Source organism: Blautia sp. SC05B48 (genome assembly GCF_005848555.1).
In the GTDB taxonomy this organism is placed as follows: Bacteria; Bacillota; Clostridia; order Lachnospirales; family Lachnospiraceae; genus Blautia_A.
Genome location: NZ_CP040518.1, coordinates 2,830,249 through 2,849,195, shown reverse-complemented (window position 1 = coordinate 2,849,195; position 18,947 = coordinate 2,830,249). Strand labels below are relative to the sequence as shown.

Annotated in this window: 26 protein-coding genes and 2 pseudogenes; 3 read left to right on the top strand and 25 right to left on the bottom strand. The window is 46.3% G+C overall.

Annotated features, from left to right (window positions below; translation table 11 throughout):
• Positions 1-105: 105 nt before the first annotated feature.
• From EYS05_RS13255 to EYS05_RS17500, 12 genes and pseudogenes are all read right to left on the bottom strand, one after another.
• Complete coding sequence (locus EYS05_RS13255) at positions 106-387, bottom strand: hypothetical protein (RefSeq protein WP_003864601.1); 282 nt, start codon at positions 385-387, stop codon at positions 106-108.
• Positions 388-401: 14 nt separating this feature from the next.
• Positions 402-749, bottom strand: a complete 348-nt coding sequence (locus tag EYS05_RS13250; protein WP_015543451.1) for a TnpV protein — start codon at positions 747-749, stop codon at positions 402-404.
• Between the two features lie 73 nt (positions 750-822).
• Complete coding sequence (locus EYS05_RS13245) at positions 823-984, bottom strand: Maff2 family mobile element protein (protein WP_055066063.1); 162 nt, start codon at positions 982-984, stop codon at positions 823-825.
• Positions 985-1,225: 241 nt separating this feature from the next.
• Positions 1,226-1,600 (bottom strand): annotated as a pseudogene (locus EYS05_RS13240) (TraM recognition domain-containing protein); the annotation flags it as partial.
• Between the two features lie 107 nt (positions 1,601-1,707).
• Positions 1,708-3,525 carry a reverse transcriptase/maturase family protein gene (locus EYS05_RS13235; RefSeq protein ID WP_055057444.1) on the bottom strand — a complete coding sequence of 606 codons (1,818 nt, stop codon included), beginning with the start codon at positions 3,523-3,525 and terminating at the stop codon, positions 1,708-1,710.
• 591 nt (positions 3,526-4,116) lie between these two features.
• A pseudogene (locus tag EYS05_RS13230) lies at positions 4,117-4,551 on the bottom strand (type IV secretory system conjugative DNA transfer family protein); the annotation flags it as partial.
• Positions 4,552-4,637: 86 nt separating this feature from the next.
• The gene (locus EYS05_RS13225; protein ID WP_431190439.1) at positions 4,638-5,045 is read right to left on the bottom strand and encodes a hypothetical protein; all 408 of its coding nucleotides are present in this window, start codon (positions 5,043-5,045) and stop codon (positions 4,638-4,640) included.
• 35 nt (positions 5,046-5,080) lie between these two features.
• Complete coding sequence (locus EYS05_RS13220) at positions 5,081-5,254, bottom strand: transposon-encoded TnpW family protein (protein ID WP_431835026.1); 174 nt, start codon at positions 5,252-5,254, stop codon at positions 5,081-5,083.
• 64 nt (positions 5,255-5,318) lie between these two features.
• Positions 5,319-6,182: an ATP-binding protein gene (locus tag EYS05_RS13215; RefSeq protein ID WP_138277347.1), complete on the bottom strand. Its 864-nt coding sequence runs from the start codon at positions 6,180-6,182 to the stop codon at positions 5,319-5,321.
• Complete coding sequence (locus EYS05_RS13210) at positions 6,179-6,913, bottom strand: phage replisome organizer N-terminal domain-containing protein (RefSeq protein ID WP_138277346.1); 735 nt, start codon at positions 6,911-6,913, stop codon at positions 6,179-6,181. Before EYS05_RS13210 ends, EYS05_RS13215 begins: the two co-directional genes overlap by 4 nt.
• Before the next feature lie 114 nt (positions 6,914-7,027).
• Complete coding sequence (locus EYS05_RS13205) at positions 7,028-7,426, bottom strand: cysteine-rich VLP domain-containing protein (RefSeq protein WP_138277345.1); 399 nt, start codon at positions 7,424-7,426, stop codon at positions 7,028-7,030.
• A complete protein-coding gene (locus EYS05_RS17500) occupies positions 7,407-7,583 on the bottom strand; it encodes a hypothetical protein (RefSeq protein ID WP_009296691.1) in 177 nt (58 codons plus the stop codon). The genes EYS05_RS13205 and EYS05_RS17500 overlap by 20 nt, the downstream gene beginning before the upstream one ends.
• A 106-nt stretch (positions 7,584-7,689) precedes the next feature.
• Here EYS05_RS17500 and EYS05_RS13200 point away from each other — a divergent pair, with 106 nt between their 5' ends.
• Positions 7,690-7,968, top strand: a complete 279-nt coding sequence (locus tag EYS05_RS13200; protein ID WP_005924829.1) for a type II toxin-antitoxin system RelB/DinJ family antitoxin — start codon at positions 7,690-7,692, stop codon at positions 7,966-7,968.
• Positions 7,965-8,255: a type II toxin-antitoxin system YafQ family toxin gene (locus EYS05_RS13195; RefSeq protein WP_066085058.1), complete on the top strand. Its 291-nt coding sequence runs from the start codon at positions 7,965-7,967 to the stop codon at positions 8,253-8,255. The genes EYS05_RS13200 and EYS05_RS13195 overlap by 4 nt, the downstream gene beginning before the upstream one ends.
• Before the next feature lie 77 nt (positions 8,256-8,332).
• Here the strand turns inward: EYS05_RS13195 and mobQ are convergent, their stop codons facing one another.
• The 10 genes from mobQ to EYS05_RS13145 form a co-directional block, all read right to left on the bottom strand.
• Positions 8,333-9,778, bottom strand: coding sequence for a MobQ family relaxase (gene mobQ, locus EYS05_RS13190; RefSeq protein ID WP_138277344.1), 1,446 nt, complete (start codon positions 9,776-9,778; stop codon positions 8,333-8,335).
• 186 nt (positions 9,779-9,964) lie between these two features.
• Positions 9,965-10,255, bottom strand: coding sequence for a DUF3847 domain-containing protein (locus EYS05_RS13185; protein ID WP_138277343.1), 291 nt, complete (start codon positions 10,253-10,255; stop codon positions 9,965-9,967).
• 28 nt (positions 10,256-10,283) lie between these two features.
• A complete protein-coding gene (locus EYS05_RS13180) occupies positions 10,284-10,745 on the bottom strand; it encodes an RNA polymerase sigma factor (RefSeq protein WP_138277342.1) in 462 nt (153 codons plus the stop codon).
• A gap of 10 nt (positions 10,746-10,755) precedes the next feature.
• On the bottom strand, positions 10,756-11,208 hold the full coding sequence (locus EYS05_RS13175; RefSeq protein WP_055194993.1) for a hypothetical protein: 453 nt from the start codon (positions 11,206-11,208) through the stop codon (positions 10,756-10,758).
• Positions 11,209-11,311: 103 nt separating this feature from the next.
• Entirely contained in the window at positions 11,312-11,725 is a 414-nt protein-coding gene (locus EYS05_RS13170; RefSeq protein WP_024724760.1) for an RNA polymerase sigma factor, read from the bottom strand.
• 459 nt (positions 11,726-12,184) lie between these two features.
• Positions 12,185-13,099: a sensor histidine kinase gene (locus EYS05_RS13165; RefSeq protein ID WP_014081148.1), complete on the bottom strand. Its 915-nt coding sequence runs from the start codon at positions 13,097-13,099 to the stop codon at positions 12,185-12,187.
• A 14-nt stretch (positions 13,100-13,113) separates the two neighbouring features.
• A complete protein-coding gene (locus tag EYS05_RS13160; RefSeq protein ID WP_055057437.1) occupies positions 13,114-13,920 on the bottom strand; it encodes an ABC transporter permease in 807 nt (268 codons plus the stop codon).
• The gene (locus EYS05_RS13155) at positions 13,913-14,833 is read right to left on the bottom strand and encodes an ATP-binding cassette domain-containing protein (RefSeq protein WP_015533989.1); all 921 of its coding nucleotides are present in this window, start codon (positions 14,831-14,833) and stop codon (positions 13,913-13,915) included. Before EYS05_RS13155 ends, EYS05_RS13160 begins: the two co-directional genes overlap by 8 nt.
• An 84-nt stretch (positions 14,834-14,917) precedes the next feature.
• Positions 14,918-15,583 carry a response regulator transcription factor gene (locus EYS05_RS13150; RefSeq protein WP_014081151.1) on the bottom strand — a complete coding sequence of 222 codons (666 nt, stop codon included), beginning with the start codon at positions 15,581-15,583 and terminating at the stop codon, positions 14,918-14,920.
• Positions 15,576-15,755 (bottom strand): helix-turn-helix domain-containing protein, encoded by a 180-nt coding sequence (locus EYS05_RS13145; RefSeq protein ID WP_117949865.1) that lies wholly within the window; start codon positions 15,753-15,755, stop codon positions 15,576-15,578. The genes EYS05_RS13150 and EYS05_RS13145 overlap by 8 nt, the downstream gene beginning before the upstream one ends.
• A gap of 144 nt (positions 15,756-15,899) precedes the next feature.
• Here EYS05_RS13145 and EYS05_RS13140 point away from each other — a divergent pair, with 144 nt between their 5' ends.
• A complete protein-coding gene (locus tag EYS05_RS13140) occupies positions 15,900-16,268 on the top strand; it encodes a helix-turn-helix transcriptional regulator (protein WP_002596316.1) in 369 nt (122 codons plus the stop codon).
• 27 nt (positions 16,269-16,295) lie between these two features.
• Here EYS05_RS13140 and EYS05_RS13135 read toward each other — a convergent pair whose 3' ends face one another.
• The 3 genes from EYS05_RS13135 to EYS05_RS13125 are packed head-to-tail and all read right to left on the bottom strand — an operon-like array spanning position 16,296 to position 18,872.
• Positions 16,296-16,595 (bottom strand): hypothetical protein, encoded by a 300-nt coding sequence (locus tag EYS05_RS13135; RefSeq protein WP_117949863.1) that lies wholly within the window; start codon positions 16,593-16,595, stop codon positions 16,296-16,298.
• Positions 16,596-16,611: 16 nt separating this feature from the next.
• Positions 16,612-16,965 (bottom strand): TnpV protein, encoded by a 354-nt coding sequence (locus EYS05_RS13130; RefSeq protein ID WP_118013217.1) that lies wholly within the window; start codon positions 16,963-16,965, stop codon positions 16,612-16,614.
• Positions 16,966-16,991: 26 nt separating this feature from the next.
• Positions 16,992-18,872 (bottom strand): recombinase family protein, encoded by a 1,881-nt coding sequence (locus EYS05_RS13125; RefSeq protein ID WP_138277341.1) that lies wholly within the window; start codon positions 18,870-18,872, stop codon positions 16,992-16,994.
• Between the last annotated feature and the right edge of the window lie 75 nt (positions 18,873-18,947).

Sequence of the window (18,947 nt, the reverse complement as noted above, 5' to 3'; positions counted from 1 at the left end):
AAATACGTACTACCACCTGTTTTTTATTATGAAAACTATATTAAATGAGGCTCTTACTGTCTATACAATAAAAGCCTCGTTATATATAGTCTATGTTCTGATTATTCAGATCTTACTGTCTTTTTCACACACCAGTCTTTCATAATCCAGAAATCCCCGGATATACATTTCTTTTGCCACAATTCCCTCCATTGCATTTTTCGCTGAAATAATCCTGTCCAGTGTCTGCCACATCTCCTGTCCGCCATCTCTGAGGACCGGTTCCAGTATTTCTATGTAATGATGAATTTCTGCTTCCAGAGTGAACATCTCCGGGTCAGATTCAAGAAATCTTTCCAGCTCCCGCTGGTATTCTTCATAATAACTTTCAATCAGTTCTCTTCTCATATCTAGAATCCCCCTTATACATAAATCAGTTCCTGCTTGATGATCTCAGCAGCCCGGTTGCGGATATTGTTACAGTGGCATAGCCATTCCATAGGATTCTGTCTCTTCAGTTCCTCGGAAACTCCCTCCGCACTTCGCATCTGAGTTTCGATCAATTCAAAGCGTTCCTGTGCCTGTTCATTCAGATCTGCCAAATAACTGTCCAGCCTGGCGGTCAGAAGAAGATATGTATAAGTTCCAGATTTATGTTCTTTCAGATATTCCTTCCGAAGCATTCCCCATAAGCCAATCGGTCTGGTTTCCTCCGGGTAGTAAAGATTCGGTAAATAATAGTCTCCCACTTTTGTGTATTCGATTTTCATGGTGTCTCCTTTCGCTTTGCATGAAATTGTCATGTTATCTGCGTAGGATGTGCATTTTCTCTTTAAAATCTTTTCACATAGAAGACATTAAGTGTTTTATTCCTTGTGACTTTGCACCCGGATTATCCGTTCCATAACCTTCCAGCAGGTTGATCACTCCCCAGGCTGCAAGTCCGGCTCCGATCGCACAAACCAATGTTTTTAAGGTCGTAATTGCCGTTGTAAAAAATGCCATAAGTGTACCTTTGGAAAACTTACATTTTCCAGTCCTTTCTTAGATTTTTTCCAGAAAGGGAAGAAAACACTATATAAACCCTGCCTTTTGTGCTACACTAAGCATAGGATTTTCTACTTGGAAAATTCCTCACACGTACAGTCGGTATATTCATTTTCGTCGATGGATACCGACTGTTCCTTTTTTCCAAATTATTCATGATTTCCTCCCATGATCCACTTCCCGACAATTTGTCGAGAAGTTACATCTGATACAGTTCCACTTCATCCTCTGGTTTCAGTATCAGATTAGTACTCAGATATTTTTCAATATCAAAGGTATTCTTTTTGTCATAATCGGACAGATATTTGTAGTTTTTATGTTTGCAAATATCGTATTTATTTGAGAAAAATGGTCTGACACCTCTCACCTGCAGAATACATTTTCCTCCGTCCATAACTGCTATTTCATCCTGGCTCATCAACTCCTTTCCTGTTTTCTGGTAGTTCATTCCATAAGACCGCTGACTGCCTCTCGTATCCGATGTGTTATACAGATCTATGGTTTCTTTTCCCAAAATCTCCGCTATTTCCTTTAATGTCGTTTTTTCCTTTCCACCCAGGAATAAGGTCGTATCATGAGGTAAGGTTCAGCTCATCCTTTGCAGGACTTGCGTCCCCTCCCTCCCAAACCGCACGTACACCTCTCGATGTATACGGCTTTCCGCTTATTATATTTACGGTATTAAGAATGAATCAGTTTATGACATTCAGGGCATACCACAAGAGTTTTCCGTCTCCTTTTGCGCATAAGGAGTACCCACTCCGCATTGCCCTTTAAGTCTTTTAGTTTCTTTACTTGATGGATTTCCAGATTTCTGCAATCCTTTCCACAAAGTTCACAGGTATGGCGTTCCACTCTCTGTTTCAGAGTGTTGGTTTTAGCGTATTTTGAGAACTGCGGAAGTTCGCTCACATTGTCAAACTTCGTAGCTGATTCTTTTCGCTTAAACCCGTCTCTGTAAAAGGTCGTGATTTTCCTTCCTGCTCTGGTATCGTATGCGATTGTAAACAGACCTCCAACACAATATCTGCGCTTGATTTCGTGAACATTTGTTTTATACTTACAGGCAAATGTCTTGTACATACTGTACTTCATAAGATTGGCAAATCTGCCTATCTTGAAGGAATCATTTGCTATGGCATAATAGTTGTAAAGTCCACGAACTTCCGCATTATATCTTGCCAGAATCTCTATATCGCTTTGATTTACCAGTTTTCCTCTGTGTAGGGCTACAAATCTTTCTTTTCCGTTTTCGTTAATCTTGATTTTGATTGCATGATATTCCAGTAACTTTCCCACCCATTTTTCTCTGGGTACAAGTAATTTCACCACTCCTGCATTGCTTCTGATTTTGTATCCTCCTGCGGATTTCTTTAAATCCTGACTTCTGGATACCGTAATGTCATAGCCTAAAAATCTGGCTCTGTCTCCTGTATGCGTAACTTTGGTTTTGGTTTCGGACATTTCCAAATCCAGTTCTTCCCTGAGAAATCTGCCGACGTCAGCTTTCATCTGTTCTGCGTCCGCTTTGCTCCCAATTACTCCAATGATGAAATCATCAGCGTATCGGGTGTACTGAATCCGTTTATACGTCTCATCCAAAGGTTCGGTCGGAGTTAGCTGTCGTGTTTGCTTTTCAAGCATTTTCAAATGTTTATTGCGTTCCCAGCGTTCTTCTGGAGATAAATCCGCCCACTTCTTTTTGCCCATACATCTATAATAGGATGCCTTTTTGACAACTTTCTTGTAGTCGGAGTTCATTTGTTTCTTCTTTCCTCGGTTATATTTCTGTGCATATTCCTCCATAAATTTATCTAATTCGTGAAGGTACACATTTGCAAGCACTGGACTGACACCTGAACCCTGCGGTACTCCGCTGTATGTCCGATTGTACGTCCATTGCTCCATATAGCCTGCTTTTAGAAATTTCCAGATGAGTTGTAGAAACATTTCATCATCAATACGTTTTCTCAGCAATCTGATGATTGTGTGGTGATTAAAACTGTCGAAGCAGGCGTGTATATCGCCCTCAACAAACCAGTTCGTTCCCGTAAAGGTTTTCTGTATCTGGTATAATGCTGTCTGACAGCTTTTGTTTGGTCTGAACCCATGAGATGTTTTCTTAAACACAGGCTCATAAATGCTTTCTAAAATCATCTTCACTACTTCCTGCACCAGTTTGTCATTGCCCGACTGGATTCCCAACGGACGCTTTTTATTACTGTTTTTCTTAGCAATATATTCCCTGCGTGCAGGTTTTGGCAGGTAACTTTTATCTCGCATGGATTCAATAATCCTTTGGATTCTTTCGTCACTCATGCCATCAATAGTAGTTCCATCTGCACCGGCAGTCATACTGCCTGTGTTTGCATATATGTTTTTATATGCAAGCCAATAGAACTCTGGATTGTACAGATTCCGATATAATCTTTGAAACCTGTAAGATTCATTCTTTGACTTTTCCGTCAAACTACTTAATACTTGGATTGGATTTCTCAATGCCTCTCGCACCGTCCTTTCATATCGTATTAGTAAATAAGCTGCTCCCCTTCGCCATGTGAACGTCATTAACGTCTCAGACTACTATGGGAGCTGTGTGACCATGCCCGTTACCAGGTTTAGGTCATCCCCAGTTAGTATTTATGGAATTAGCGTTTCGTGTTGTCGGCACCGACTTTCGCCATTTACCCGCTGTCTTGCGGTTGTCCTTCCATGAGTATCGCTTGCTTTCATAACTGCGAAATGAAACCAACATGGAATAGCATACGTTTCAATCCTTTTCGTATGCGGAGTGCGGATTCCCCCACTCTGGCTATCGTTCAGGCAGTTTAGCTTTGTACCTCATACACGAATTTTTATTCTTGAATTTTCAGATACACAGGATTAGTACCTTATCATTCAGGCTTTTATCCATTGACAAAAGCGACAACATGCTACACTCCCCTTCGGGTTTCCCCTCTCGGATAAGTTGTAGAATAATAGGCTGTGATTTTTCATCACTTGATACTTTTACCTACTGCTTGCTAAAGGCAGTATTCCATAAATACCACGCCGCCGAATTTATAATGCGCTGGCGACTTCTGGGCGCACACAGTTCCCTTCGATGGTATCGGCATTATCCTTATAAATTGCCTTAAGCTGAGACTTTGACTGCAAAATAATAGAAGCTGAGATTTCCCGGCTTCTAATCGTAGCAATCAATTTTTCGAATTTTGGAATTTGTCCGATGTTCGCAAACTCGTCCAGGAGACACCTCACATGAATTGGAAGTCTGCCTCCATATACATCATCAGCTCTGTCACAGAGCAGATTAAAAAGCTGTGTGTACATAATAGAAACAATAAAATTAAAGGTATCATCGGTATCTGAAATAATAACAAACAATGCAGTTTTCCTGTCACCAACCAGATCCAGTTCCAGCTCGTCATAACTCATAAGCTCCCGCAGTTCCGCAATATCAAAGGGTGCGAGTCTTGCACCACAACTGATCAGAATAGATTTTGCTGTCTTACCAGAGACAAATTGTCAAGGACTTTTTAATCAAATTCACAAAAAATCCACAAAAAAGGTGTCAGAAGCACCGTATGGCTCCTGACACCTCGTTTGATAGATTACATTTTTCCGTTCAGCAGGTCTTTGCAGAGATACGCATAGTCTGGCAGCTGGTTGATATATGGCTCCCAGCGCCGCTTGATTTCGGCCAATTCCAGCGGATCGGCTGCTTCCAGCGCGTGATCGTTGCCCGTCATATATAAAACATCCGTAGCTACATCGTCCAAACACCTGTAACAGAGATCGGCGGCAGATTCGATTCTGATACCGGTATCCACATAGACTGGATTGACGCCAATCGCCAGCCAGACATAGCCTACCTTGTCCGACCAGAGCAGTTCAAAATCAGGGCTTTGCCGCAGATGTTCCGCAAAGACCTCCTTTACTCGTTCAATTTCATGCTTCTCTTTTTCTGTGTAAAGCATTTTCGTGTCCTCCTTGACAAAAATTTTGGTGCGTACCATCATCAGTTTAGCACAAGGCGGCTTCGTTTATCAGTCTATCACATCTGCTGAATTTCATTTTTGAGCATACGCTTGATTTTATCGCTCATGGTTTCTGTGCTGGTATTGCTGAAATGGACATGAACTTTGTAGGTTGTCTTGCCGATTTTCTTTACCATCGCCGGCGTGTTTTCCGGCGCTCTGGACGCAGTAACGGCGTCTGCCGCCTGCATAGTACGGGGTTCTTTGTTCATGGCGCTCCTTTCTCCGAACGGGTCTGTGCCGCCCGGTAAAAAATCAGTCGTGCTTACTGTTTACAATGTCTTTTGCTGCCTGTCGGGTAGCACCGGCATTTTCTTCCCGGAAATTCTTCCCGTCAAAGAGAATCGGCGCACACCGTTCCAAAATACGGTCATAGATACGGGCGTGGGCCAGATCAGGTGGGTTTTTCAGCTCGGACAGTTTCAAGTTTGTTGTGATAATCATGGGCCTGCGGCTGCGGTAGCGGCTGTCGATGACGAAAAACATCTGCTCCATAGCATATTCGGTACTGCGCTCTACACCCAGATCGTCAATGATAAGCAGGTCATACTCGTCAAAGCTGGCAATAAACTCCGACCTGTCCTCAGGGAACATCCCGGTCAGGCGGTTCAGAATGGTGGGGAAGTTCGTCATCAGCACCGGCACATCCCGGTCAAGCAAAGCATTGGCAATACATCCGGCGAAAAAAGACTTGCCGGTTCCCACATCTCCAAATAGCAAAAGCCCGATATTGCTCTTATATGCCTCTTTCCAGTTCTCCACATAGGCGTGAGCCTTGTCCATCAATGGGTTTTGCCCGTTATCATTGGAAAATGTGTAGTCATACAGATAACGGTCTTGCAAGCCCTGTACCTTTCGGCGTTTGATACGCTCCATGCGGCGCTGCCGTTCTTCAGCAGCCTTGCGCTGCTCCTCAGCCTCCCGCTGGCACTGGCAGATGCAACGCGGCATAAAGTAGCCGGATTTCCCAAAGCATGGCACAACGGTCTGCCTCTGGCCGCCGCATTTCTTACAGTGAATGAGACCGTCTGACGGATCTATATACTCGTCCTCAGCCAGTTCCGCACCAGCAGCTGCCTTGTCGATGAACGCCCGGATTTCTGCGGTAATCTCAATCATACAGTTTCATCCTCCTTTACGCTGTAATCCCGGTTGCGTGAGGGTATGATCGTTTTTTTAGCGTCCTCACCGGCCCAGCGCCGGATGGTGGCGGCATGGCTCTGATACCGCTTGCCGGTAGAGGCCATGTACTCGGACAGCTTTTCGATGTACTGACCCCATACGGTGGGAAAGCTGGCCTGCAAGTCTGCCATTTCCTCGTCCGTCAGGAAAACATTCTGGTAACGGCCATAGGCGCGGGCGGAGTGTCCCTTCTCTATCTCTCTCTTTATCTCTATCTCTTTCTCTAACTCTATCTCTATCTCTGGTGGACCAATGTCGGACAAATGTCCGCCACTTGTCCGGAGCGCAGAAAGCGCCTTATTTTGGAGCCTCGCAGCCCGCTTTCGCTCAGCCTCGGTAGAGGACTGGCCGATTAAAAGTTCGATGTTGCTCATGTAGAATGTGCCGCTGTCCAGCACCTCCACAAGACCCAGCTTCAAAAAGATCTGCAAGGCTCTCTCCACAGTGCCGATCTGCTGGCGGGTAATGGTGGCGATCATCTGCGCCGTGTAAGGAATGTCCTCGTCAAGTTGAAGCCGTCCACCATGTTTCAGCGATTTCAGATACAGCTTGAGCAGAATGTTGGAATACAGCACACCGTCCTGCATACTTTCCAGCAGCACGATGGAATCATCGTCAAAATAGTTTTCTTTGAGTTTCAGGTAATAATATTTTCGGTTGTCTGACATAGGGTTCCTCCTTTGGGGTTCTCTTGGGATTCTGTACGCATTTTAAGGCCGTTTTAGGGGGCGGAGGATAAATCCTATCAGCCTGCCTTTGACACCCTCGAAAAAAGCCTTGATTTACAAGGGTTTTTCTGCCCCTAAAGCGTGACATTTCTCCCGTTGTTTCCGCTTGCGCTTTGCGGCGTTGATCCGCTTCATGCGCGCGGCACATTCCGGGCAGTATTTGGCTCGGTTGGAGCCGGGAGTAAACAGCGCCCCGCAGACGGCGCACCGTTTGGCGTCCAGGCGGTGGAACAGGGCCGTTTCCAGTTCTCTGTCCAGCGGCAGCACCGCCGCCCGGAACCACCGGCACAACAGGGAGTAGGAAATGGACTGGACGCAGACACATTCCTCCCCATCATCCAGCGCGATACAGTGGCCGCCGTCATAGTTGCAGCACTCATGTACCAGCCGCCGCGCTCTGCGGTACTGGCGGTAGTCCATGACGGGGACGGGTTCAGGCTTGCTTTTTTTCATGCTGGCACTTCCCACACCCGCCGCAGTTGCCGCAGCCCTGGCAGGCATGGGCCTCCGGCTCCGGGCCAGTGGGCGCGTCTGCCGATTCCGGCTGCAAGAGGGCAAGGGGCAGGCGGATATTCAGGTGGATAGTGACGGGCAAAATAATTTGCTTCATACAGTGACCTCCTTCAATGAATTTACTGTTAAATATTCGTGCAAAGTATTGTTTTCTTCGTGCAAATGGCATATACTATAATTGCCAGCAGAAAGGGGTTGATCGTATGGCTGGAAATACCACAAACATCAGTATCCGCATGGACGCAGATTTGAAAGCGCAGGCGGACGCACTGTTTACTGAACTTGGCATGAACCTGACTACGGCGTTTAACATCTTTGTGCGCCAGTCGCTTCGTGAAGGCGGCATTCCCTTTGAAGTAAGGCTGGAACAGCCGAACAAAGAAACGGTTGCTGCCATGCTGGAAGCGGAAAGGATTGCAAAAGACCCGTCTGTAAAGGGCTACAATGACCTTGACGAGTTATTTGCTGACCTGAAAAGATGAAAGAAACCAAATATACCGTCAAGTACACGACCAGTTTCAAAAAAGACTACAAACGAGCCATCAAGCGTGGCTTGAAGATCGAGGTGCTGGAGCAGGTCGTAGCGTTGCTGGCGATGGGCGAACCGCTGCCAGATAAGAACCGTGACCATGACCTGTCCGGCGATTGGGCAGGCCATCGGGAATGTCACATTCTCCCGGACTGGCTGCTTGTCTACCGCATAGAAGATGATGTTCTGGTGCTGACGCTGGCCCGCACCGGCACACACAGCGACTTGTTCGGCAAATAAACAGTCTGCCGCCGTATGGGGAAACCTGTACGGCGGTTTTTCTGTGTGCAAAAGTATGTCGTGAAACGCGGTAGCCCTTACCGCTCCGGCTCCCGGTCGTGAGACTTGTCCCGTTCCTGTCTGGACAGCTGCTCGGCGGTTTTGCGGAGCCGTTCCACTGCTTTCAAATCCTCCCGCATGGATTTCATGGCAAGCGTGTCCGTCTGCTTTCCAGCGGCCAGCTGGTCAATTTCCAGCTGCCATGCCTTTGGGGTGATTGCCTCGCCGCTGTCTTTCAGTTCTTTCAGATACCGGGCCGCTGCGTCATAGAGGATCAGTTCCCGGCTGTGGCGCTGTTCAAACGGTTCCCGTTTTTCCGGCTTTACTTTGGCAAGCTGCTTGTGGATGGACTTGTACTGGTTGTACTGTTCCCACATCTCCCCGCGTTCGGTAAGAATGGCGATCCGGCGCTCGGTCTTGACGATCCTTCCACGCAAGTCATAGTAATGGCTGTTCATATCAGCGATTTTTTCATGAAGCTGCTGCATAGACTGGATGCCGTTTGCCTGCAAAAAGCTGAATAGTGCAGCTCTTTCCTGCAAAGCCCGGATTTTGCCGGTGCGGGTGTGGGGAGCGTTCAACTGCTGCTGAGCCTCCCACAAAGCTGTCAAGCTGCTTTGCTGTGTTTGTGGTTTTTCCGTTTCGGCTTTCGACCAGCGATAAAGACGGGTAATGCGGGCCTTGATTTCTTTCAGCAGCTTATTGTCGGCGGCGATCTGCCGGTTGACTTCTCCCTTGTCGGTGCGGATGCCGCGCTTTTCCATTTGGCTGGCGGCTGGCCCCAGATGGACAGAGGGAATCTTATCAATGCCCTGCCGCTTGTAACTGCGGTGGTCAATGCGCTCCGGTCTGCCGGCAGATTCCAGCGCCCGGTTGGTGTAGGCCGCCCACGCTGCCCTCCAAATCTCCACATTCCCTTTATCGTTCCAGTTGGTCGCATCCTCTCGATGATTTTTCCAGCCGCCTTTCCCATCCGGGATACGCTGTCCATTCTCGTCCAGATCGTATGCCTTGCGGCACTTTGCGCCCCATGCGCCATTTTCTTTCAGAGGCCGGAGCGTCAGCATGATATGGACATGAGGGTTGCCGGTTCCCTTGTCATGGATAGCAAAGTCGGCGCACATTCCTTTGTCTACAAAGTTGTCCTTCACATAGGCACGCACAAGGGCAAGCTGCTGTTCGCCGGACAGTTCACGGGGCAGGGCTGCTTCAATCTCGCGGGCAAGCTGGCTGTCCCTTGCTTTCTCGATTTGCTCCACGCTGTTCCAGAGGATAGAACGGTCTGCAAATTCCGGCGGGGCGTGGGCGGGCAGCATGATCTCCGCATGGACAATGCCGCCTTTCCGGGTGTAGTCGTGGGTCATTCCATCCCATTCATTTGTCATCTTGGTTCCGCTGCGGTAAGCAGCTGCGGCAACGGCAGAACGGCCTGCGCTGCGCTTGATAATACTGACGGGGATATGACAGAAATCTATGGGGAACACCTCCTTTTAGTGAGGGGATAACAGGCTCTGTGGAGCCGGACAAACGCAAAGCGGGTGTCTGGCTGCGCAGAGCGCACAAGGGGTTTGGGGAGCGTAGCTTCCCATCGCGGACGAAGTACGCAACGCCCCCGGCAGGGCGCACAGCACCGGCAACGGTGTATAAGTGCGCCCTTGTAAACAAGGGACTTATGGCGTGTTCCCGGATTTTGGCAGGTTTGCAGTCAATTCCACAGCCCCCGGAAGATGGGACAGGGCAATCAGAAATGCTTTGACCTCTGCGCCGGAAAGGTTGGGAAGCAGCGGAAAAATACCCTCCAAAATGGCTCCGCGCTCAATCAGGCGGCGGGTGCGAACCCTGCGTTCTTCGTTCCGCTGCTTGTTCTCCAAAATCTTCTTGCGGTTTTCAAGCTGTCGAATCTCCTTCAGGACTTTCTCCCGTTCTTCTTTTTGGGGGTGGGCTGTAATTTTTTCGTTCATGTCAGGCACCTCTTTTCTTTGGAAATACTCATAGATTGACCGTCCATTTCTGTCGAGCAAAGTACCGGCGCAGCCTCCGCAGTGCGGCATGGATGGATTTTCCCGCCTGTGATGGCGTGATACCCTCCATTGCGGCAATATCTTTCACTTTCATACCCAGCATATAGCGGGCATGGACACGGCGGGCCTGCATAGGTGGCAGGGAAGAAATGGCTTCGTACAATCGCCGTATCAGTTCTTCGTATTCGGCTAATTCCTCTTTTTCTATCAGATGATCCTCTGGCGATGGCTGCGCCCAGCCGATTGCAGCATTTTCGATTCCATCGTTACAATCGAGGGAATAAAACGCCTTATACCGGAACATCTTGCGATCTCTGGCGGCCTCGGCTCTCTTATCCAGAAGAAACGCTTCGACGATCTCATCGGACACCTCCAAAAAAATGTCCTCTTTGCAAAATGGATAATATTGTTTGAGATTGATAGTCTGCATAGGCACGCCCTCACTCTGTTTGGAAAAGGCCATCATAGCAGCGGCGCATATTCCGCAGACCCCGGCGGATGGCAACGCTAACCTTGCTGCTGTGGACGCCCTCTATCCGAGAGATTTCCGGCTGCTTGATACCAGCAATGTAGTAGGCGTGAACACGGCGGGCCTGTGTCGGAGTGGCATGAGCCAGAGCCACCGGCAGAGCTGCAATCAGGTATAGGCGGGTGGTCATTTCTTCTCGTTCCAGCAAAATATCTTCCGGCGATCTGCTGTGTTCCAGTGCGTAATTTTCCAGCCAGCTGTATGCGTCCAGAGAGTAGTAGGCGCGGTGGTAGACTTTCCGACGCTCATAGTTCTCCATCTCCCGCTTGGCCTGATACATCGCTGCCCATACCTCGTCCGTAACATCCACAAACTCGTCATGCCGGTAGTGGGGATACATCCACCGCAGATTGATTGTTTTCATAGGCTTACCTCCTGAAAATCGGAGAGGCGGACAGCTCGTCCGCTGTCCGCCCCTCGCCGAGATAAGGGAAATGATCCCTTTCACTTGGTAGCCCGAAAACAGGTCATTCGTTAAGCCTGTTCTCAAAGAAATTTATAAATTTTTTTCTGACCGCCTCCACACTTTGATACACAGCCACTTTGGAGCAGCCGCACAGCACACCAATCTCTGCAAGGCTCAGCCCGTCAAGCGCATAGAGCAGGAACCGGCGGCGCTGGGCCTCGGTACAGGTGTCCAGAACAGCCATCAGCTCATGCAGCGTTTCCATGCGGCAAAGGTATTCCTCCGGCGTTTCACTGTAAACGCCCACGCCCTCGGTAAAAGCTATGTACTCGTCAAACTCCCGCCCGTCCCAATGCCGCCGCTGTTCATGGAACAGGTTCTCCGTTTTATGATCGGCCCGGTCAAGAAATTCATAGACTTCCAGCGTAACCTCCACGGCCACAGCTTGTCCGTTATAATTGATGGTAACTTCCATCTGCCTTTCCTCCATTCAGATTTTTTTGGTAAATCTGAATGGGGGCGGCGGAGAACGGCACTGGGGATAAAGTTCGAGCCATGCTGACCCGATGTTCCGGCTCCACAGGGACAAAAAAGCGCCCGGACGGCATAAAGCCATACGAGCGTAATAGAGTATATTTTGCTGTTTAGTTACATGGTATAGTGCATACTTCTGACCGCATTGCTCCGCTGCTGGGAACAGGCTTTTTTTAGCTGGTGCAGGTCATGGGTACTGTGAAAAAAGGCAAGCATAGACACGGCGGCAATCCTCCTATATGCCGCCGTGGATTTACACGGTGTTAGGGTCGTCGTAGACTTGCCGATAGGCAAAAAGAAACGGCGGCTCTGAAAATCAAAGCCGCCGTAATTTAGAAATGGCGCGTGAAAATACCTCTGCTTTGCGACGGCTTTTTTTCTTTTGCCGTCGTCCGGCAGATTATTTCTTTATGAGTAAGGGCGAAAAATCAATCGTAATCATAAAATTATGGTCATGTATTTCAATTATTGGATTTGTACAATTCATCATAAGTAATAGCTTTTTCACAATGTAAAGTCCTTGTCCAGACGTACCATTACTTCTTGAAACATCTGCTACATAAAAGCGTTCCAACAGTTTTGAATATTCTTCTGTAGGAATAGATGCAACAGGATTTTTAATACAGAGTTGTACAGAATCTGCGATATTAATTAGTTGAATTACAACATTATTTGTAGTGGATGTTACCGCATTGAATATAAGATTTTGTATAATGCGAATACACGCCTTTCTGTCAGCATTAAGATAGATGTCCATATTAGGTATTTCTATTTGGGGTTCAATTCCATTAACGCTGAAAATCGAATAATTGTCTAGCAGGATTTCAGTAAGCAATGAGCATAGCTCAACCTTTTCATAGTAAAATGGATATTGTCCTGCTTCTAAAAGAGAGATTTGATAAAAGTCATCTATGAGACGTTCTAATCTCAATGCTTTTCCGGATAATGCTGAAATATATTCCGCTCTTTTTTCATCAGGCGCACTTGATAGAAGTTGCAAATATCCGCGAATGGAAGTTAGTGGTGTCCGTAAATCATGAGAAAGGCAAGAAATATTCTCTTTTAATTCATTCTCCTTTTTTTGAATTTCGCCCAGATAAATATTATCTTTTGATACAATCTGATTTATGATTTCAACCAAATGCTCTAACCGCCTATCAGATAAAGACACTGTAACTAACTTTTTCGTTTTTCTATTCAGAATAGCATTTAGTTGGACGATTACTTTATATATCTGTATTTTCCAGTTAATTAAAGAAATTGAAAGGATAATGACCAATGCTATCAGAACAAGAAACATAATCGCCCAACCCATATTCTACCTCCCTTTTACTTGATTTCTTTTCTAATCATAATAAGACCGCCAACAATCAAAAGAGAAATGCACCCTATGAAATAGAATGGTAAATGCTCAATAATACCCATTGTGCGACAAGAGCTGAAATTCATCCAATAGTACATAGGATTTCCATATACAAAAAATTTTAAGGGTATTGAAACCGTCTCCATATCACTCCATAGCATTAAGTAAACAGACGCTCCACTGAATACATATAAGCAGCAAATCCCTGTTACAATCCCTGTATTTTGAATAACGACACATAAAAAAATAGAAATGCTTTCTAATGCTAATAAAACCGTTCCGCAAGCAAGAGCCCATCCCAAAAGGTTTATTACTTCACTCGCAGTTGGAATGTAACCGGATTGTATGATTTCAATAACGAAAAATGTAGCTACAAAAATCAGATACGTTATCAGAGACACCACCAATATTGTAATCGCTTTGGTGTAGTAGAGAATAGTTCGTTTAGTGCCGTATGCAACAGATAATTTGATTGTACCCGTATTATATTCTTTTGTAAAAAATATGGTTGCAAATAAAATGCCAATAATCCAGAAAAAGGCTGTATATGCAAGAGATGAGCGGGCAACAGTTTGAAACGTTGGTATTTCACTAGATAGATAACACTTAGCTTGAAATCCGATTACACTTTCTGTTCCATCTCCGGCTCCAAAAAAAGTCATGTCACCAAGTGCAAAAGAGACCATTATAACCGCCGCACATACGCCTAATATAGTTATCAATATCTTTGAGTGACGCAATTTATAAAATTCAGCTTTAAAATGGTTAATCATTTTGGCACCCTCCTATCAAATTAGTGTAATAAGTTTCAAGACTATCTCCAGATTGTGCTAACTGATAAATCGTAATGTTATTTGCACTTAGCAACGCTGATACTTTTCCGGCATTTTCAACATAATCATATAGATGAATACTTTTGTCTGGCATAACAGAAAAATTTGAAGTATTCAGTTTGCTTTCCAATAAAACACTAGCAGCAGCTACATCATTCACTTGCAACAACAAATGCTTTTTGCAGCGTTTGTCTAACTCTGTAGCGGTAATTTCCTGTAAAAGTTTCCCCTCATGTAAGATACCATATCTATTTGCTAATTGATGAAGTTCCGTGAGAATGTGACTTGAAATCAAAATAGTGATTCCACGTTCTTTATTTAGTCTTTTGAGTAAGTTTCTTAATTCGATAATTCCAGTAGGGTCTAGTCCGTTAATTGGTTCATCTAGTACGAGAAATTCAGGATTCCCAAGCAAAGCGATTGCGAGAGCTAGTCTCTGCCGCATACCCAAAGAGAAATCTTTTGCTTTTTTCTTTCCGGTATCTTTCAAACCAACTAATGCTAAAGCATTATCAATGCAACCTTTTCCTGGAATACCGCGTTGCAAACGTTGTACCTCCAAATTTTCATAGGCTGTCATATCAAGATAAAGAGAAGGGCTCTCAATAATACAGCCAATGCGCTCACGCTGCTTTGCAAGTTTCTTATTGCTTTCACCGAATAAAGCAATTTTGCCAGTAGTAGGTTCTGCCAGTCCGGTTAGTAAACGAATCATTGTTGTTTTACCGGCACCGTTTTCTCCGATAAACCCATAAATATCTCCTTGCATTACAGACATAGATACTTGATTTAGGGCTAGTGTATTGCGATACTTTTTTGTGATGTTGATAGCTTCAAAAACTGTTACGTTCATTTTTTCACAGCTCCTTTCTTGTTATTTAGTATCGCAGACAATTCCTTGAATAATCTAAAGGTAAAGCTAAAGATTATCTAAAGCTCACTTTGCAAATCGGTAACCCAAGCCCCATATGGTCTTAATTCGGCAGCCTTCGCCCTTTAATTTTTTTCGTAAGTTACTTATATGTGTGTTAATGACATCATTATCCCTTGCAAATGGTTCTTGCCAAATACTTTCATAAAGATTTTGCTTAGAAAAAACTTTATCAGGATATTTCGCCAGTAGTTCTACAAGTTGATACTCTTTTGCTGTAAGCACAATAATTTCGTCTGCAACAGTAACTATTTTTGAAGATGTATTAATGGAAAGTTCTCCAAAGGTCAAACAAAGATTGGGAGTATCTTTTTGACTTCTTAGCAAATTGCGTTCAATTCGCGCTAGTAATTCGTCCAAATCAAACGGCTTTGTTAAATAGTCATCAGCACCCAAGCGTAGCAGTTCGACTTTGTTGAATGTTAAACTTTTTGCAGAAACAACAATTACAGGTACGTCTGAAAATTTTCTGATATTTCTAATTAACTCATCTCCACTGATAAAAGGAAGCATTAAATCTAAAATAATTAAATCTGGGGATAATTCTTTTATACGTTCAATCGCATTTGCACCAGTAAGTGTGAAGAAGACTTGATAATTGTACTTTTCCAGATGGTCTTTTATCATAACGCAAATTTCTTTATCATCTTCGATAATTAAAACATTATTCATGTTGAAACTCCTTTCTGCGTCTATCAGTCGGCTTTTCCGCGTCCTTTGGGATCAGCCAAACACCAGCCATATTCACAGCGCCAGGGATACGCCCACCAGCGCAATAATAATTTGCACTACGAGGTGTCACGCCCCACTTTTCGGCGGCCTCTTTCAATGTCATATAGTCCATTTCGCACCTCCACAGAGTACATTATAGTTCTCTTTTTCGAACAATGCAAGAAACGGGATATGAATTATAAACTTCAACTAACCTGCATACAGTGACATTCCACAGGCGAAGTATGAATTATACAATGTAACAGGGTGATATTATATGGCGAAAGTTGAAGATTGTCCCGGTTTTGAAACCTTCGGCGCAGATGTCAAAGCCGCACGAGAGGCAAAGCGTCTGGCACGAAAAACATTGGCGGAAATGGTTGGGATTGAATGGCGGTATCTTGCCAACATTGAGAATCAAGGTGCAATTCCGAGCCTGCCTGTGATGATCCAATTGATTAAGATCTGCGGACTTCCCGTGGAACGGTATTTTAACCCGGAGATCATGCGGGAAGAAAGCGAACAGCGGCAACGGGTCAGCCACAAGCTGAAACTCTGCCCTGAAGAATACCTGCCGATTATCGAAGGTGCCATAGACGGGGCGCTCAAAATGGAACAGACTGCGAAGCAGAAGGAGGACGCATAATCGCGGCCTCCTTCTGGCATTTCTATATCAAGGTTCCCGGCACTTTTCCAAAAGTTCCTGACACCTCTGCTGGATTTCTCTGGTTTCTGTCACAGTCAGTTCACGCTCGTTTCCGGTAATTTTATCTTCCAGAAAGTTGGCGTATGTACCCAGCAAAGCGTTCCGTAAATCCTCTGGGGTTTTCTGTATCTCGGCGCTATACCAGTCATTCCGGTGGGGTTCCCATGCCATCAATGTATAACCGTGGCTGGTCTGAACCACCTCATACAGAGGGTCATCATCCAGATATGCCTGAAACACTTCCAGAACCTTTTCAAAGGTCAGCATTTCCCACACCTCCCATTCAGCTGCAAATCAGTTCCCTGAGTAAAATTTCCTCAATCTGTGCCGTTAATGTGTTCATCAGCCCCACCCAGCGCATGGGGGCACGGGCTTTCAGTTCCTCGGTGACGCCCGCCGCCTCCATCATGCGGGGCAGCATGGCGTCCATCCGCTCCCGCGCCGCCCGATCAATCTCCAACAGGTGCGGGTACAGCTTTTCGCTCAAAATCAAGCTGCTATAAAGGCCGGGCCGGTGTTCCTTCAGGTAGCGTTGCCGCATACGGCCATACTTGCCGATGGGGGCCTCCGGCTGCTCGGAAAGTTTCAGATCAGGGATGTAGTAATCTCCGCAGCGGGTGTAAGTCAATTCGCTCATGTTCATTCTCCTTTGCACTGTAATGGTTAAACTGTGGCACTGGCCGATACGGTGGCCTTGCGCGGCTCCTGCCTGGGTAACTGGCTGACGGTGGTAAAAATGCCCTTCTCCATGTCCTCGGCCCGGATTGTGGCCTTTGCTGCCTCCACCTGGGCCTTGCGTTTGGCGTTGTAGCGTTTTTCCCATTCCTTCTGCTTGCCGTTGGCCTTGCGGCGTAAGTAGTTCTGGTGAAGCCTGTCCTTGCGTTCCTCCTTCTTCCGCAGTTCTTCTTGTTCTTCCGGGGTCAGTGGAACCGGCTGCAAGGCGGGCGGGATATACCGGCCCACAAAATTGAAGTGGATTTCAACCTCCTGCGTAGTGTCCTGGCTGCCTTTTCGGGCGCGTTCGTGGACAAGGATTTTCTCTACAAACTCGTTGAGCATGGTGTTTGTCAGAGTGTCAAAATTCTCGTACTTATCAATCAGGGCTATAAATTTCTCCGCTGATTTCTGGCTTTGCTCGTAGCCGGTAACAGCCTTTTCCAGCTCCGCAATTTCAATCTCAAGTGCATCCTGCTCTTTGGCATACTGTGCATCAAGCGCCTTATATCGTGCATCCGGCAGCTTGCCGAGGGCGTTGTCCTCATAGATTTTGCAAATCAGTTTTTCCAGTTCTCCAGCTCTCTTTTGGGCAGCAGCCAGACGCCTGCGCTTTTTCGATATATCGGCACTCTGTTGAGCAACCTGCGTCTCCTGAACAGTGTGAATAAATTCCGTCCGGTCATTTCTGGAATATTCAGCAATAGCCCGGAGCGTGTCGGAAACCAATGTCAGAACAGCACTCTCATTGATACGGTGTTGTGTAGGGCATAGTGTCCCACACGGAACTTTGGTATAATTGGAACAGGTATATTGAGAAATCCGCTTGCCATTGTTAGTACGGTGAACATACATCTTGCCGCCGCAATCGGCACAATAGAGTAATCCTGTGAGGGGAGCCGCTTCGCCCCAGCCGTTTGGATAACGCCGTACATTGCTGCGGATTTTCTGCGCCAAATCAAAGGTCTGCTGGTCGATAATGGCTTCATGGGTATTCTCAAAGATCGTCCATTCGTCCTCAGAAACATAGTGGCTTTTCTTGTCCTTAAAGTGCTTACGGGTCTTGAAATTGATGGTATGCCCTAAATACTCTCGTTTTTTCAAAATGTTCACGATGGTAGATGATCCCCATCCATAGGGGTCTTTGACCGGCTTTGAACGGTTCACACCCTCGTTGAAGCGGGCAAGGTGTACGACAGGAATTTCAATCCGGTCTGTGGATAATTTGCAGGCGATCTGGTAAGGCCCATATCCCTCCAGTGTGAGGGAAAAGATACGGCGTACCACTTCGGCGGCTTCTTCGTCCACAAGCCAGTGTTCCCGCTTTTCGTCCCACAGATAGCCGTAGATAACGGTGCCGGTCAGGTGCTTGCCGCTCATGCCTTTGGACTTGAACACAGAGCGGATTTTCCGGCTGGTGTCGCGGGCGTAAAACTCATTCATAATGTTACGGAAGGGCGTAAAATCGTCATCGCCTTTCAGACTGTCCACACCGTCGTTGATGGCAATCAACCGGACACCGCGCTGCCGCAAAATCTCCATGACCTGGCCGACTTTCAGATAATCGCGCCCCAGGCGACTCATGTCTTTTATGACGATGGCCTCCACCCGTCCGGCCTCGACTTCCTCCATCATTGCCAGAAAGCCAGGGCGGTCAAAACGAGTTCCCGATACGCCGTCATCGGTGAAGTGAGTGGGGTTCGGAAGCCCGTTCCGGCGGGCGAAGTCCTCCAACATCTTTTTCTGGTTCGATATGGAGTTACTCTCGCCCTGTAACTCATCATCGCGGCTCAAACGCTCATACAGAGGGGTAATTTTTTCATTTCTCATGGCTGTACCTCCTGAAACAAAAATGCTCTAAGTGATTGCTTCACTAACCATGACAAAATCATGATTAAGAAGTCA

Coding starts and splice junctions, on each gene's coding strand:
- EYS05_RS13255 (WP_003864601.1), bottom strand. CDS start 387: ATGAGAAGAGAACTGATTGAAAGTTATTATGAAGAATACCAGCGGGAG.
- EYS05_RS13185 (WP_138277343.1), bottom strand. CDS start 10,255: ATGAACGAAAAAATTACAGCCCACCCCCAAAAAGAAGAACGGGAGAAA.
- EYS05_RS13170 (WP_024724760.1), bottom strand. CDS start 11,725: ATGGAAGTTACCATCAATTATAACGGACAAGCTGTGGCCGTGGAGGTT.
- EYS05_RS13135 (WP_117949863.1), bottom strand. CDS start 16,595: ATGCTGACCTTTGAAAAGGTTCTGGAAGTGTTTCAGGCATATCTGGAT.
- EYS05_RS13165 (WP_014081148.1), bottom strand. CDS start 13,099: ATGGGTTGGGCGATTATGTTTCTTGTTCTGATAGCATTGGTCATTATC.
- EYS05_RS13140 (WP_002596316.1), top strand. CDS start 15,900: ATGGCGAAAGTTGAAGATTGTCCCGGTTTTGAAACCTTCGGCGCAGAT.
- EYS05_RS13150 (WP_014081151.1), bottom strand. CDS start 15,583: ATGAATAATGTTTTAATTATCGAAGATGATAAAGAAATTTGCGTTATG.
- EYS05_RS13210 (WP_138277346.1), bottom strand. CDS start 6,913: ATGTCAGACAACCGAAAATATTATTACCTGAAACTCAAAGAAAACTAT.
- EYS05_RS13155 (WP_015533989.1), bottom strand. CDS start 14,833: ATGAACGTAACAGTTTTTGAAGCTATCAACATCACAAAAAAGTATCGC.
- EYS05_RS13200 (WP_005924829.1), top strand. CDS start 7,690: ATGGCTGGAAATACCACAAACATCAGTATCCGCATGGACGCAGATTTG.
- EYS05_RS13180 (WP_138277342.1), bottom strand. CDS start 10,745: ATGCAGACTATCAATCTCAAACAATATTATCCATTTTGCAAAGAGGAC.
- EYS05_RS13225 (WP_431190439.1), bottom strand. CDS start 5,045: ATGATGGTACGCACCAAAATTTTTGTCAAGGAGGACACGAAAATGCTT.
- EYS05_RS13160 (WP_055057437.1), bottom strand. CDS start 13,920: ATGATTAACCATTTTAAAGCTGAATTTTATAAATTGCGTCACTCAAAG.
- EYS05_RS13125 (WP_138277341.1), bottom strand. CDS start 18,872: ATGAGAAATGAAAAAATTACCCCTCTGTATGAGCGTTTGAGCCGCGAT.
- EYS05_RS13250 (WP_015543451.1), bottom strand. CDS start 749: ATGAAAATCGAATACACAAAAGTGGGAGACTATTATTTACCGAATCTT.
- EYS05_RS13220 (WP_431835026.1), bottom strand. CDS start 5,254: ATGCAGGCGGCAGACGCCGTTACTGCGTCCAGAGCGCCGGAAAACACG.
- EYS05_RS13130 (WP_118013217.1), bottom strand. CDS start 16,965: ATGAGCGAATTGACTTACACCCGCTGCGGAGATTACTACATCCCTGAT.
- EYS05_RS17500 (WP_009296691.1), bottom strand. CDS start 7,583: ATGAAGCAAATTATTTTGCCCGTCACTATCCACCTGAATATCCGCCTG.
- EYS05_RS13195 (WP_066085058.1), top strand. CDS start 7,965: ATGAAAGAAACCAAATATACCGTCAAGTACACGACCAGTTTCAAAAAA.
- EYS05_RS13245 (WP_055066063.1), bottom strand. CDS start 984: ATGGCATTTTTTACAACGGCAATTACGACCTTAAAAACATTGGTTTGT.
- EYS05_RS13215 (WP_138277347.1), bottom strand. CDS start 6,182: ATGATTGAGATTACCGCAGAAATCCGGGCGTTCATCGACAAGGCAGCT.
- EYS05_RS13205 (WP_138277345.1), bottom strand. CDS start 7,426: ATGAAAAAAAGCAAGCCTGAACCCGTCCCCGTCATGGACTACCGCCAG.
- EYS05_RS13145 (WP_117949865.1), bottom strand. CDS start 15,755: ATGGACTATATGACATTGAAAGAGGCCGCCGAAAAGTGGGGCGTGACA.
- EYS05_RS13175 (WP_055194993.1), bottom strand. CDS start 11,208: ATGAAAACAATCAATCTGCGGTGGATGTATCCCCACTACCGGCATGAC.